At 62.4% G+C, this 13,170-nt stretch carries 14 protein-coding genes; 10 read left to right on the top strand and 4 right to left on the bottom strand.

Annotation, left to right across the window (positions count from 1 at the left end; translation table 11 throughout):
* Nucleotides 1–60 precede the first annotated feature (60 nt).
* From AC1RQK_RS19955 to AC1RQK_RS19940, 4 genes are all read left to right on the top strand, one after another.
* Nucleotides 61–1,329 (top strand): acyl-CoA dehydrogenase family protein, encoded by a 1,269-nt coding sequence (locus tag AC1RQK_RS19955; protein ID WP_492810677.1) that lies wholly within the window; start codon nucleotides 61–63, stop codon nucleotides 1,327–1,329.
* Between the two features lie 73 nt (nucleotides 1,330–1,402).
* Entirely contained in the window at nucleotides 1,403–2,380 is a 978-nt protein-coding gene (locus tag AC1RQK_RS19950; protein ID WP_492373126.1) for an amidohydrolase family protein, read from the top strand.
* Nucleotides 2,381–2,437: 57 nt separating this feature from the next.
* Nucleotides 2,438–3,295 carry an intradiol ring-cleavage dioxygenase gene (locus tag AC1RQK_RS19945; protein WP_492810675.1) on the top strand — a complete coding sequence of 286 codons (858 nt, stop codon included), beginning with the start codon at nucleotides 2,438–2,440 and terminating at the stop codon, nucleotides 3,293–3,295.
* A 37-nt stretch (nucleotides 3,296–3,332) separates the two neighbouring features.
* Nucleotides 3,333–3,638, top strand: coding sequence for a Dabb family protein (locus tag AC1RQK_RS19940; protein WP_492373125.1), 306 nt, complete (start codon nucleotides 3,333–3,335; stop codon nucleotides 3,636–3,638).
* Between the two features lie 115 nt (nucleotides 3,639–3,753).
* Here AC1RQK_RS19940 and AC1RQK_RS19935 read toward each other — a convergent pair whose 3' ends face one another.
* Entirely contained in the window at nucleotides 3,754–4,143 is a 390-nt protein-coding gene (locus tag AC1RQK_RS19935; protein WP_492373124.1) for an ester cyclase, read from the bottom strand.
* Nucleotides 4,144–4,343: 200 nt separating this feature from the next.
* Between AC1RQK_RS19935 and AC1RQK_RS19930 the strand changes: the two genes are divergently transcribed.
* Complete coding sequence (locus AC1RQK_RS19930; protein WP_492373123.1) at nucleotides 4,344–5,225, top strand: LysR family transcriptional regulator; 882 nt, start codon at nucleotides 4,344–4,346, stop codon at nucleotides 5,223–5,225.
* 464 nt (nucleotides 5,226–5,689) lie between these two features.
* Here AC1RQK_RS19930 and AC1RQK_RS19925 read toward each other — a convergent pair whose 3' ends face one another.
* Nucleotides 5,690–6,586 (bottom strand): LysR family transcriptional regulator ArgP, encoded by an 897-nt coding sequence (locus AC1RQK_RS19925; RefSeq protein ID WP_492373122.1) that lies wholly within the window; start codon nucleotides 6,584–6,586, stop codon nucleotides 5,690–5,692.
* Between the two features lie 73 nt (nucleotides 6,587–6,659).
* Between AC1RQK_RS19925 and AC1RQK_RS19920 the strand changes: the two genes are divergently transcribed.
* The 3 genes from AC1RQK_RS19920 (at nucleotide 6,660) to yedA (ending at nucleotide 9,122) form a co-directional block, all read left to right on the top strand.
* Nucleotides 6,660–7,295 (top strand): LysE/ArgO family amino acid transporter, encoded by a 636-nt coding sequence (locus AC1RQK_RS19920; RefSeq protein WP_492373121.1) that lies wholly within the window; start codon nucleotides 6,660–6,662, stop codon nucleotides 7,293–7,295.
* 372 nt (nucleotides 7,296–7,667) lie between these two features.
* A complete protein-coding gene (locus AC1RQK_RS19915; RefSeq protein WP_150986638.1) occupies nucleotides 7,668–7,853 on the top strand; it encodes a hypothetical protein in 186 nt (61 codons plus the stop codon).
* Between the two features lie 390 nt (nucleotides 7,854–8,243).
* The gene (gene yedA, locus AC1RQK_RS19910; protein ID WP_492373178.1) at nucleotides 8,244–9,122 is read left to right on the top strand and encodes a drug/metabolite exporter YedA; all 879 of its coding nucleotides are present in this window, start codon (nucleotides 8,244–8,246) and stop codon (nucleotides 9,120–9,122) included.
* Between the two features lie 35 nt (nucleotides 9,123–9,157).
* On the opposite strand, the gene AC1RQK_RS19905 is transcribed toward yedA, so the two are convergent.
* The gene (locus AC1RQK_RS19905) at nucleotides 9,158–9,850 is read right to left on the bottom strand and encodes a GntR family transcriptional regulator (RefSeq protein ID WP_492373119.1); all 693 of its coding nucleotides are present in this window, start codon (nucleotides 9,848–9,850) and stop codon (nucleotides 9,158–9,160) included.
* Between the two features lie 405 nt (nucleotides 9,851–10,255).
* Here AC1RQK_RS19905 and AC1RQK_RS19900 point away from each other — a divergent pair, with 405 nt between their 5' ends.
* A complete protein-coding gene (locus AC1RQK_RS19900; RefSeq protein ID WP_492373118.1) occupies nucleotides 10,256–11,230 on the top strand; it encodes a 2-dehydropantoate 2-reductase in 975 nt (324 codons plus the stop codon).
* Between the two features lie 228 nt (nucleotides 11,231–11,458).
* A complete protein-coding gene (locus tag AC1RQK_RS19895; protein ID WP_183034614.1) occupies nucleotides 11,459–12,178 on the top strand; it encodes a GntR family transcriptional regulator in 720 nt (239 codons plus the stop codon).
* A 94-nt stretch (nucleotides 12,179–12,272) separates the two neighbouring features.
* Here the strand turns inward: AC1RQK_RS19895 and sucD are convergent, their stop codons facing one another.
* Complete coding sequence (sucD, locus tag AC1RQK_RS19890) at nucleotides 12,273–13,169, bottom strand: succinate--CoA ligase subunit alpha (RefSeq protein WP_492810669.1); 897 nt, start codon at nucleotides 13,167–13,169, stop codon at nucleotides 12,273–12,275.
* Between the last annotated feature and the right edge of the window lies 1 nt (nucleotide 13,170).

The raw sequence follows: 13,170 nt of genomic DNA, 5'->3' as shown, positions 1-13,170 counted from the left end.
AAATAACTGGACGTAGATTTCAGGCAGGCAACGACGCCATGTCCCGAAACGAGTGCAGCGATGAACGATTCCCCCAACCTCACCCAGGCCTCCCGCGTGGATACGGCAGGCGCCCCAGGCAGGCACTCGCCAGTGGCGAGTGCGCCCGAGCTCTCCAGGTTGATGGAGCGCGCCAGGGAGATCTCTGAAGGCTTCCTGAGGCCGCATGCCCAGCGGACTGAAGAGGCACGGCGCGTCTCCGAAGAGGCCACGGCGCTCTTTCGCGACGCAGGCTTCTTCCGGCTCATGCAGCCTGCGCGCTTCGGCGGCTACGAGTACGGTTTCTCGGCATTCGTGGACATCATCAGCGAGCTCGGGCGAGGCTGCCCCTCGTCGGCCTGGGGCTGCTCGTTGGGCAGCGTCCACCAGTGGCTTCTCGGCACTTTTCCGGCTCAGGCTCAGGAGGACGTCTGGGGTACCAATCCGGATGCTATCGTGTGCGGCTCCTATGCCCCGACGGTAAAGGCCGAGCGCGTTCAGGACGGCTACGTCGTCGCGGGCAGATGGCACTGGGCTTCGAATATCGACAATTCCCAGTGGGCGTTGATCGGCGTGCAGTTCGCGCCGGACGACGAGACACCGGTGCCACATGCTGGGTTCCTGCTCGTCCCGCGTGAGCAATGGACAATCCATGACGACTGGTTCACGGCCGGCCAGGCGGGCACCGGCTCCAAGGCTGTCGACATCAAGGTCCCCACGCTGGTGCCGGCTCATCGGAAGCTGACATTCGCTCAAGCCTCATCTAACCTGCCGCCCGGCGCGGTGATGAACACCAATCCGCTTTACCGCATCCCTTTCTTGTCGGCGCTGCCGGTGTGTCTGGTGTCGCCGATACTGGGCGCGGCGCAAGGCGCTATCGATGCCTTCCTTGCCGCCGCGGGCTCGCGCGTCACGCGTGGCGCGGTGGCGGGAGGAGGCAGCCGCCTTGCAGAGTTTTTCCCGGTCCAGTCTCGGGTCGCAGAAGCATCGGCGATGATTGATGCCGCCCGCCTGCTGATCTATCGCGACGTGGCCGAAGTAGAGCGACTTGCCCTGGCTGGCCAGGAAATCGACGTCGATACACGTATCCGCAACCGACTTGACCATGCCTTCGCCGCGCGGCTCGCTCGCGATTCGATCAATGCCATTTTCGACAACACGGGCGGCAACGGCCTGGCGCTGTCGCAGCCGATCCAGCGCCTCTGGCGTGACGGCAATGCCATCGCCAAGCACATCAGCCTGAATTGGGATGCGGTGTCTTCAATGGCCGGCCAGCATTTGCTTGGCCTGGAGGCCAAGGGGCAGTACTGAGCCGCATCGACGACGCCTCCCTCACGTTCACCGGACCTATCCCGGGACCTTAGATTCGACAATAAGGAACACCATGCAAGGAAAGATTGGACTGGAAGAGCATTTCGCCATTCCCGAGACGCTCAACGACTCCGCCGGCTTCGTCCCTGGCGACTATTGGAAGGAATTGAGCCGGCGGCTGCTCGACATCCAGGATGACCGCCTGCGGCAGATGGACGAGAACGGCATGGAGATGATGCTGTTGTCCCTGAATGCGCCAGCGATTCAGGCGATCCCCGATCGCAAGAAGGCGTGCGAGCTGGCAGTCCGTGCCAACGATTTTCTGGCGGAGCAGGTGGCGCGGCGTCCAGACCGGTTCCAGGGGCTGGCGGCACTGCCACTGCAGGATCCGGACTTCGCCACGACGGAGCTCACGCGCTGCATCCGGGATTTGGGCATGCGCGGGGCGCTGGTCAACGGCTTCTCGCAGATCGATTCACCCGAGAACGTCGTCTACTACGACGCGCCGCAATACGCGTCGTTCTGGGCTGCCGTGGAAAAACTGGATGTTCCGTTTTACCTGCATCCGCGCAACCCGATCGCATCATGGGCCCAGATCTACGAAGGTCACCCCTGGCTGCTGGGTCCGACGTGGGCATTCGGGCAGGAGACCGCGGTCCACGCCTTGCGCCTGATGGCTTCCGGTCTGTTCGACCGGCATCCCGCGTTGCAGATCGTCCTCGGCCACCTGGGCGAGGGACTGCCGTACAGCCTGTGGCGCATGGACAACCGCAATGCCTGGGTCGACACCCCCAAGTCTTATCCCGCGCAGGAGAGCTTCCGCCACTATTTCCAACGGAACTTCCATCTGACCACATCCGGCAATTTCCACAACCAGACGCTGATCGATGCCATTCTGGAGGTCGGCGCGGACCGCATCCTGTTCTCGACCGACTGGCCATTCGAGAACGTCGATCATGCCGCGAAGTGGTTTGACCACGCGAGTATCAGCGAGGCGGATCGCGAGAAGATCGGCCGCGGCAATGCCATCAAGCTGTTCAAACTGAAGTAGCCGGTGGGCGTCCGCCGCTGCGGACGCCACGACACCTTCATCGGGATCATGGTGACAATGAAAGACATCGACGAAGTCAGCATCACCCAGGCCGTGCTCGCAGCCAGCCGGTCGGGGAATCCGCGCCTGGTCAAGATTATGGAGAGTCTGGTCAAGCACCTCCACGAATTTGCCCGTGAAGTGGAGTTGACGGAAGCGGAGTGGCATCAAGGGATCCGCTTCCTGACCGAAACTGGCCAGATGTGCGACGACAAGCGCCAGGAGTTCATCCTGCTCTCCGACACACTGGGTCTCTCCACGCTGGTGACTGCATTGAACAACCGCATACCGCCTGGCTGCACCGAGGCCACGGTATTCGGCCCGTTCTACGTGGAAGACTCGCCCGTCGTGGAGAACGGCGGGGATATCGCCAATGGAGCCCGTGGCATCCCGTGCTTCGTTTCCGGGACCGTCAGGGGACTCGGCGGCGAACCGGTCGCCGGTGCGGAAGTGGCAGTCTGGCAATCCGATGACGAAGGCTTCTACGATGTCCAGCGTGCCGGGCTCGATCACCTTCAGGGCAGGGGCAGGGTCCGCACGGATGCCACGGGTGCTTTCCATTTCCGCTCGATCCTGGCCGTGCCTTATCCGATTCCCTATGACGGTCCTGTAGGCCGCATGCTGCAGGCTCTGGAGCGTCATCCGTGGCGGCCGGCGCACCTGCACTTCAAGATCGAAGCCGAAAGCTATGAGCGGCTGATCACACATATCTTCCGCAGCGATGGCCCGTATCTCGACTCAGATGCCGTGTTCGGTGTCCGTTCGACCCTAGTCTCCAACTGGATCTCGCACCCGGCCGGCATCGCCCCCGACGGGTCTGAACTGGATCAACCCTACTACACCTTGCACCATGACTTTGTCCTCAACCGATGCTAATTCCCGTCACAGTGATTCCACCTTTCAGGAGCCGCGCATGATCCGTCATATAGTCATGTGGAAGGTCGCGGCCGGCAGCGACGCCGAACGCCAGGCCGCCTGCGAACTGGTGAGGCGCCAGTTCGAGAGCCTGGCCGGCCGCGTTCCCGGGCTGCTGCAAATCGAGGTTGGCGTGGACATCAGCCGTATCGACTACGCCGCTGATGTCGTGCTGCTGTCCGATTTCGAGTCTGTGTCCGCGTTGCGCGCCTATGCCGATCACCCCGCCCATACCGCAGTGCGCGACGCACTGGAGGGTGTCCGTATTTGGCGACAGCAGGTGGACTACGCCGTTCCCAACTGAAAGGAAGCGAGCCGGCCATCACCGAGATGGTCACCAAGGTACATCAATGGTTCGGCAGAATGGGCACGCTAATCGGCACGTCCCTTGCGTATCGTGACGAATAGCTCCAATGGGGTTACGTCGGAACAGCGCCGATCTGTTGAAGCAAGGAAAGCAGATCGGGTTGCCCGCGCTCTTCGACAAATTGCCCACCAGACAACCGGTAGAAGTTCGTCGCTTGAACTTCAATTTTCTTGCCTGTGGGAGGAATGTTGAAGAAGGTGCCCTGGTGCGTACCACGCATCGTGAATCGAGCTGCCACTTTCTCACCTTCAGCGACCAACTCTTCCAGCGTCCATTGAATATCCGGAAATCCACCGCGCATCATGCCTATGATCTCAAGATAGCCGGCCGGACCCACCACGGGCTCTGGCCGACCCGGAACATGGAATATTGCGTCAGGAGAAATGAGCTCTTTGGCGAGTTGCTCGCTGGCGGTGTTAATGAAGTCCACAAAGCGGGACATGATTAGTTTGTTTGTTTCTACCGTCATAATATGCTCGGCCTCTCAAAAAAAGTATGGGCAACTCATGTGCCGAGTGCCTTCAGAATCGCGCTCCGCACTATGTCTTCCTGTCCGTGAAGCGTGATGGACACACTGTACGGCAGCAAACAAGACGCGATAAATTGGTAAAGCGCTGATTTACTGCAAACGAGATATTTCTAATGGACCGTCTTGCTGCCATGCAGATCTTTGTCAAGACCGTCGAGGCCGGCTCGTTCTCGGCGGCAGCAGACGCTCTGCGGACCTCCCCCCAACTGGTTGGCAAGCATGTCCAGATGCTGGAGCAGCACCTGGGCGTTCGATTGCTTCGCCGCACGACCCGGCGCCATAGCCTGACGGAAATCGGCAGGACGTTTTACGAGCGGGCCAGAATCATTCTTGCCGAGGTGGAAGCCGCCGAATCACTTGTCGCCGAGACCCGCGCCACACCGCGCGGTCGACTCAAAGTCAACGCGCCGGTCACTTTTGGAATCCATGCCTTAACGCCATCACTGACCGACTACCTAGCGGCCCACCCGGACGTCACTGTGGACCTCACGCTCGCGAACCGCACGGTTGACCTGATTGATGAGGGCTACGACGCCGTGTTCCGGGTGGGCGAATTGGCCGATAGCAGCCTGATGGCCCGCACCTTGCGGCCTTATCAACTCGTACTATGTGCGGCGCCGACTTATCTCACTAATTGTCCGGCGCTGAATCACCCGATGGATCTGCAGCAACATCAATGCCTCGGCTTCTCCCATACCTCTCTACGAACACATTGGGATTTTTGTAGTGCCGATGGCCGCGTCACCGTGCCGGTGACCGGACGGCTGATGGCAGACAGCGGTGAAGCCCTGCGCATGGCTGCGGTGGCTGGGCAGGGCATCCTGCTGCAGCCGCTTGAACTGGTGGAGGCTGATCTGGCTGCCCGCCGGCTTGTGCGCCTATTACCGGACTACGAACCGCCAACCCGTCCGCTCCATATCCTCTACGCCCCGGACCGCCGAATGACGCCGAAGCTGCGCAGCTTTCTGGATTTCGCGGTAAAGGTGTTCGGATAGACGGCTGGAGCGAAAGCACGCCAATTCTGCATACGATCAAACTGCGTCGGGTGGGTTGGCCCATGGGTCTGGATTCGTGAACCAGGTTTGGCGAGAGGCGCCATTCAGGGCCGCGGGCAGCGGTTTCGACGGCGCACGATGAACAGTTCGCTTCTCTTAAGAGGCGGCGGCAGGGCAGCATACAGCCATGCCCACTTTGGCGGCCTCATCACGACGAAACTCTCGTCCTGGCTTGTAGCCCACCTGTCTGGTTCAATGTGGCCCTGTAAAGCTGGGCTATCCACGGTTTCCTGCCACGGTTTGCGCTCAACCCTGTCAGATCGGAAGAGCACAGTTCTGTCGTCCAGTGGTGCAGGTCAATCCGCTCAATTGCGGACCAGCACAGCACGCCTGCAATTCGGCGGAGTTAAGCCAAAAGCAGGCGTGCATCCGAATCAGATAACGCGCATTTGACCCGGCGCCACTCAGGGCGGTAACAGCGCGGCGCGAGCGGCGGCGAGAACCTCGCGATTCAAACCTTCGAGCAACCCTGACGCCGCGCGTGCGTGTTGCCAGTGAAGCGGTACATCAAGCTGGGTGTTCGGCACCAACTCGACGAGTGAACCGTCCTCAAGATGAGGGGCGATCAGTGCCTCAGGATGCAAGCCCCAGCCCATGCCAGCCAACGCCGCTGTCACAAAGGCGTGGGACGAAGGCAACGTGTGCCGGGGAAGCTCCACGTGCCGATGGCACAAACGCCGCACCCACCGCGCCTGCAACTCATCTTTGGTGTTGAACATTAGGCTGGGCGCCTGCGCCAGGCTGCCGGCGCCCACGCCATCGCCGAAATGGCGCTGGATGAAAGCCGGGCTGGCGGCCGCCAGGTAGCGCATGGAGCCCAGCGGACGACTGTTGCAGCCAGCGGCAGGACGGGCTGTGGCTGTTACGGCGGCCAGCACTGCGCCGCTACGCAACCACTCCGTGGTGTGGTCCTGGTCGTCCACCGCCAACTCCATCAACACGGGACTTTCTGCCGCGAAGGTGGCGATGGCCGGCGCGACCCAGGTGGCCAGGCTGTCGGCATTCACCGCAATGGGCAGCGCTACCCGTGCCATGCCCTCCGGGGCAAGCGCCGGTAGCGCCCCTTGCAACTCCTGCTCGAGCAGCCGCACACGGTCAATGTGCTGGCAAAGCCGGCGGCCCGTCTCCGTGGCCCGGCAGGGCTGATCGCGCACCACCAGCGCGCAGCCTACGCGCTCTTCCAGCAGCCGAACGCGCTGCGAAATTGCCGATGGCGTTACATGGAGAGCGCGGGCTGCACGCTCGAAGCTACCCTCCCGAACCACGGCAGCCAGCGCGGATAGAGCGGAGTAATCCAGCATAAGTTAAGTTCGGCTAAATAGAATGAAGAAAAGGTAGTTTGTCTTCATTCGCTAGTGCAGGCAAGCTAGATGTATGAATACTTCTCTTGCCTTATCCGTTTCCCTCCAAGGCCTGGCCCTGAGCCTGGGGCTCATCGTTGCCATCGGCGCACAGAATGCATTCGTACTGCGCCAGGGGCTGCGTCGTGAGCATGTGGGCAGCGTGGTGCTGTTGTGCGCCATGGCGGACGCATTGCTGATTGCAGCGGGTGTCATGGGCATGGCCCAGGCATTGGGGGAGCGCCCCGGCCTCGCGCGTGTCCTAGCACTGGCCGGTGCCGTCTTCCTGGCGGTATATGGATGGCAGGCGCTGCGCCGCGCGCGGCATGCTCATCCATTGAAAGCATCCGACGGTGGGAAGGGGCTTAGCAGGGGTGCCGCGTTGGCTCAGGCGGCAGCGTTCACGCTGCTCAATCCTCATGTTTATCTGGATACGGTGCTGCTGGTGGGCAGCATCGGTGCCCAGCAACCGGCAGCGCTGCGAGGCTGGTTCGTGGCGGGCGCCAGTTTTGCCAGCCTATTCTGGTTCGGGCTTCTGGGCTTTGGCGCGCGCTGGCTGGCGCCGTGGTTCGCCCGGCCGAGGGCCTGGCAGGTGCTGGATGGTCTCATCGGTACGACCATGTTCGTCCTGTCCGCTCTGCTGGTGCAGCACGTACTCCACGGATTGTGAGGTGCTTTCAGGTGCGTCGAATAGGTAACGGCCCTGGCTGCAGCGGTTGAGAGGGGCTTGGCCGCCGTTGGCGGGGCGTCACAGAGCGCAATATCAGGCAGGCTATGGGGCACGTAGCAAGTTGTGTCGGAGAGAGCTAAATCGCAATAGCGATCAAAAAAGGCATACAAAAGCGCATATAAGTTCATTGTTGAGCATAGTACGTCGCTTTTTCTGCTAGCCAAGAGTGGCTTGAGCAACATCTCATGGTTGCGTTTTTCAGCATTCGCTGCGGTGCGCGGTACGTACTATCACCTAATGCTGCTGTGCGTCATTTCTTTTGCTACAATTAGGGAAAACCCGATGAGGGTTATCCCTGAAAGGAAGAAAGCCATGAACACCCAATCCGACATCAAGATGACCGACCAACTCGAGCGTGAACTGATCGAACGCGAACTTGGTCCCCGCAGCCCGGCCTTCGTCGACGACGTGAAGAGCGCCATCGCCGCTGTGCAATCCGTGCTGGGCCGCCTTCAGAACCAGGCTCGCAAGGCAAAGATCGTTTTCGCGAACGGCTGATCGCCCGAGCACCGACATCAAGAATCAAGAGTGAATGCTGCCGTAGTGCGTCGTAGTTAACTGTTGTTGTTTGTTGTTGATGTATGTAGTCTTGGTTTGACGGCTTTCATGCTGCCCGTCGCGGCGATGCGCTAACGCATCTGTCCTGGCGAAGGATGGCAGATGCCATGTCAAACCGGCGCGGATCTGTTTCGCGCGGCAAAACCGGCCAACGCGTCGCTCCGAGGAGCGCAGCGCCTTTTGGCCGGTTTTTTTATTGGCGCTAGCTCCGTTGCTCACTTTTGTGAGATCGCCTCACAAGCCTTGCGAGTCATTTTCCTTTTGCGGGCGCACCGGATCGCGCTATCTTGAAGGCCCCCTGTGCTTTCTCCCGGTCTTCCCGTGCCCACCATCTCCCCCCGCTTGCTGCTCTGCCTGATGATTACCTACTTGGTATGGGGCACGACCTATCTCGCCATCCGTTTCACCTTGGAGAGCTTTCCGCCGTTCCTGATGATGGGTTCGCGTTTTCTCTGCGCCGGCGTGTTGCTGGCGCTGTGGTTGCGCTATCGCGGCGCCGCCATGCCGACCTTGCGCCAGTTGCGCAATTGCGGTGTGCTGGCCGGTTTCCTGCTGGTCGGCGGAATGGGGCTGACGGCGGTGGCGGAGCAGACCATCTCGTCCGGGGCGACTACTGTGATGATTGGTGCGATGCCGATCTTTGGCTTGTTCTGGGGAATTTGCTTTGGCGCGCGGCCGCGCTGGTACGAAGTGCTGGCCATTGCGCTGGGCAGCGCGGGCATCCTGGTGCTGACCGGCGGCGCGGAGTTTCGCGCGAGTGCCACGGGCGTCATGGCTTTGCTGGTGGCTATCGGCAGTTGGTCGTTTGGTTCGCAGATCGCCAGGCGCCTGGATTTGCCGCAAGGTGCGGTGGCGTTTGCCGCCGAGATGCTGCTGGGCGGGGCGATCTTGCTGGTCCTGTCCGTTGCGTTCGGCGAGCCCTGGCCGCGGACGGTCAGCAGCCAGGCGTGGTGGGCGTGGGTCTACCTGGTGGTGGCTGGGTCGCTGGTGGCGTTTTCTGCCTATATGTACCTGGTGGCAAACGTATCGCCGACGGTTTCCTCAAGCTATGTCTACGTGAACCCGCCGGTGGCGCTGGCGGTGGGCGCGTGGCTGGGCAGCGAGCAGATCGCGCCGCAGACGTTCGGTGCGGTGGCGTTGATCCTGGGGGCGCTGGCGGTGCTTAGCCTGGGGACGTGGCGCGGGGCGCGGGCGATTGCGGCCACCTGAGTGAAGATTGCTGCCCGCATGCCAGGACTCAGGCCTCAGGCCTCGGATTGTTCCTCGATCCACATCGATAGCCGCGCCTTGTACGCCTGCTGGATGTGCCGGCGCGTGATTTGCTCGGCTAGCGCGGGATCGCGTTGCTCCAGGGCTTCCACAAGTGCAATGTGCTCTTCGTAGGAGACCCGGGCGCGTCCCGGTAGCGCCAGCGTGGTGCGCCCCAGCAGTGCCATCGACTCGTGCAGCGAGCGCAAGGTCTTGAGCAGGTAGCGGTTGTGCGCGCAGCGGTGCAGCGTTTCGTGGAAGAGCCGGTTGTTGGCGGCGAGCTTGTCGGGCTGGTCGGTTATAGCCAGGTCGCGCTGGACGATGTCGCGCAGCAGCGAGATTTCCACATCGGTAGCGTGGCGCGCGGCCAGCGCGGCGGCGGTGCCTTCCAGCACCTCGCGCATGACATAGAGCTCGCTCACCATGCTGGCGTCGAGCTGGGTCACCATCATGCCCCGGTTAGGCTCGTTGACGACCAGGCCTTCGGATTCCAGCCGCGACAGCGCTTCGCGCACCGGCGTGCGCGACAGCCCCAGCGAGGCGGCTAGCTCCACTTCGCGCAGGCGGGTACCGGAGGGCAGCTGCCCGGCCTGGATCGCATTGCGCAGGTGCTGGTAGGCCCGCTCGGCACGGGGCAGCGAGGCGTCGGGGCCGGTGCCGGCCGCGCCGGCTGGATCTGCGGAAATCATTAGGCGGGTGGGATCCCGTGGTGATTGTTCGTTGTTGTGCATTGTTGTGCGTTGATCTGCGTCGCACATGATACCCGCTCCAGGCTTGGCAACATCACGCCTGCGCTATGTCGGTTACCGGCCGCGTGGGCGGCAATCGAGGTGGCGTCCGCTGCCTGCCGGGCATCCGGTTCCACGCGGTACAGGCGCTCAGTGGGCGGATCTTGACAGCGCGCGGCATGGCGCGGGAAGTTCGTAAAGCGGTTGATGGAAGTGTCTGATGTGCCATTTTGTGATCGGCGTGTGCTGACTTGGGCATGCGGCAGGTCCAGGGCGGCGGTAGATTGAGGTTGTGTTCGGTCTTTGTGGAATATAGTATGTGATATATCAAAACATACGCCCATAAAACCACCGGGAGACGACATCATGAAAGTGTGTATCTATGGCGCCGGCGCAATCGGCGGCTATCTCGGCGTCCAGCTGGCATTGGCGGGCGCCGAGGTCAGCCTGGTCGCACGTGGCCCCCATCTGGCCGCCATGCGCGCCAACGGCCTGCGGCTGCTGAGCGAGGGCGAGGAGAGGGTGGCCAAGGTCAATTGCACTGATGACCCGGCCACGCTGGGGCCGCAGGACTATGTCTTCATCACCCTGAAAGCGCATTCCGTGCCGGGCGTGGTGGACCTGATGCAGCCGTTGCTTGGTCCCAGGACAGCGGTGGTGACGGGTGTCAACGGCATCCCTTACTGGTATTTCCATCAGCACGGCGGTCCGCTCGCGGGCACCAGGCTGGAAAGCGTCGACCCGGGCGGGCGCCAGTGGCGTGGCCTGGGGCCGGAGCGGGCGATCGGCTGTGTGCTCTATCCCGCCGCCGAGATCGCGGCGCCCGGCGTGATCCGCCATGTCTACGGCAAGAAATTCCCGCTGGGCGAGCCCGACGGCAGCAACTCGGCGCGCGTGAGCCACCTGAGCGAAATGATGGTGGCCGGCGGACTGGAAGCGCCCATCCGCGACAATATCCGCGACGAGATCTGGCTCAAGCTGTGGGGCAACCTGTGCTTCAACCCGATCAGCGCGCTCACGCATGCCACGCTGGATATCATCACAGCCGATCCGGCCACCCGTGGACTATCGCGCGCAATGATGCTGGAAGCGCAAGCGATTGCGGAACGGTTTGGCGTGCGGTTCCGGGTAGATGTGGAGCGCCGCATCGACGGCGCCGGCGCGGTTGGGGCACACAAGACTTCCATGCTGCAGGACCTGGAGGCAGGGCGGGCCATGGAGATCGACCCCTTGCTGACGGTGGTGCAGGAAATGGGCCGGTTGGTGGGGCAGCCCACACCGATGGTGGACGCGGTGCTGGGCCTGATCAAGCAGCGTGAACGGATGGCGCAGGTGGCTTGAGCGCGGGTGCCGGGCCGGCCGGGACGAAATGGTGGCGCCGGCCGGTTTCGGCGGCGCACCATGTGATATACCATATACGCAAAACCGCCACCCTGGCAGCCGATTTATATCAATTGTGCATTTTCCTATGCATTCAGCTCATGCAATGGCTGCTTTTGGTAAGCTAAGCGGGAAGCCGCAGGCGACTGTCCCGTTCGCCGCGGCGCTGGTTTCAACAAGAGCCCATTCATGTCTGCGCAAACTCAATCCGCGGTCCAGCCTGCTGCACTGACCCTGTCCCTCCAACCCATCAACGCCGGTGCCAGCCTGCGCGACCAGGCGTACGCCATGCTGCGCCAGGCCATTGCCGACGCCGACATCTATCAGTCGACCGAGGAAATCCGGCTGGACGAGCGAGTCCTGAGCGAGGCGCTGGGCGTGAGCCGCACCCCGATCCGCGAGGCCATGACGCTGCTGGAGCAGGAAGGGTTCCTGCGCACGGTGCCGCGCCGCGGCATCTACATCATGCGCAAGACCAAGCGCGAAATCGTCGAGATGATCCAGGTGTGGGCCGCGCTCGAGAGCATGGCCGCGCGCCTGGCCACGCTGAACGCCAGCGACCAGGAGATCGCGCAACTGCGCCATATGTTCGATAGCTTCCGCGATGCCACGCCGGCTGAGCATATCGAGGAATACTCCGACGCGAACATCGCCTTCCACCAGGCGATCGTGCAGTTGTCGAAGTCGCAGATCATCATGGATTCGATCAAGAACATCTTTATCCATGTGCGCGCCATCCGGAAGATGACGATCTCGCAAAGCGATCGCGCTTCGCGCTCCATCGTCGATCACCTGCGCATCATCGAGGCGCTGGAAAAACGCGACACCGAACTGGCCGAGAAGCTGGTGCGCCAGCATTCGCTGGATCTGGCGGATTATGTCGAGAAGAACTGCGACTTCCTGGATTGAAGGCTGAAATCAGAGGCGCCCGCCTCTGGCACTCTGGCAATCAAGAACGGCGGACATTGTCCGCCGTTCTCGTTCTATATCCGGCAGCCACCCGCTACACCTCCATCGCCTCCACCATCGCCTCCACCATCGTCTTGCCCAGCTCGGCCGGCGAGCGCGCGATGCGGATCCCGGCAGCGCGCATGGCGTCGATCTTGGCCTCGGCCGTACCCATGCCGCCCGAGATGATCGCGCCAGCATGTCCCATGCGCCGTCCCGGCGGGGCAGTCGTGCCGGCAATAAAGCCCACCACGGGTTTGACGCGCCCGCCGCTGCGCGCGTCCTGCAGGAACTGTGCCGCTTCTTCTTCCGCCGAGCCGCCGATCTCGCCGATCATGATGATGCCTTCGGTATCGTCGTCGGCCAGGAACATCTCCAGGCAATCGATGAAGCTGGTGCCATTGACCGGATCGCCGCCAATGCCGATGCAGGTGCTTTGCCCGAGCCCCGCGGCGGTGGTTTGCGCCACGGCCTCATAGGTGAGGGTGCCGGAGCGGGACACCACGCCGATCTTGCCAGGACGGTGGATATGGCCTGGCATGATGCCGATCTTGCACTGGCCCGGCGTGATCACGCCCGGGCAGTTGGGTCCGACCAGGCGGCTGCCCGAGGCGCAGAGCGCGCGCTTGACCCGCACCATGTCGATCACCGGGATGCCTTCGGTAATGCACACGATCAGGCCGATACCGGCATCCACGGCTTCCAGGATGGCATCGGCGGCGAAGGGTGGTGGCACGTAGATGACCGAGGCGTCGGCGCCGGTGCGCGCTACCGCCGCGGCCACGGTGTCGAACACCGGCAGCCCCAGATGCGTCTCGCCCCCCTTGCCGGGCGTCACCCCGCCGACCATGCACGTGCCATAGGCCACCGCTTGCTCGGAGTGAAAGGTGCCTTGCGCGCCGGTAAAGCCCTGGCAGATCACCTTGGTGTCTTGATGGATCAGTACGGCCATG

The organism is Cupriavidus sp. GW822-FHT02D05 (assembly GCF_058802485.1).
Note: the sequence above shows the minus strand (reverse complement) of the source record. Positions and strands in the feature narration are given on the sequence as shown.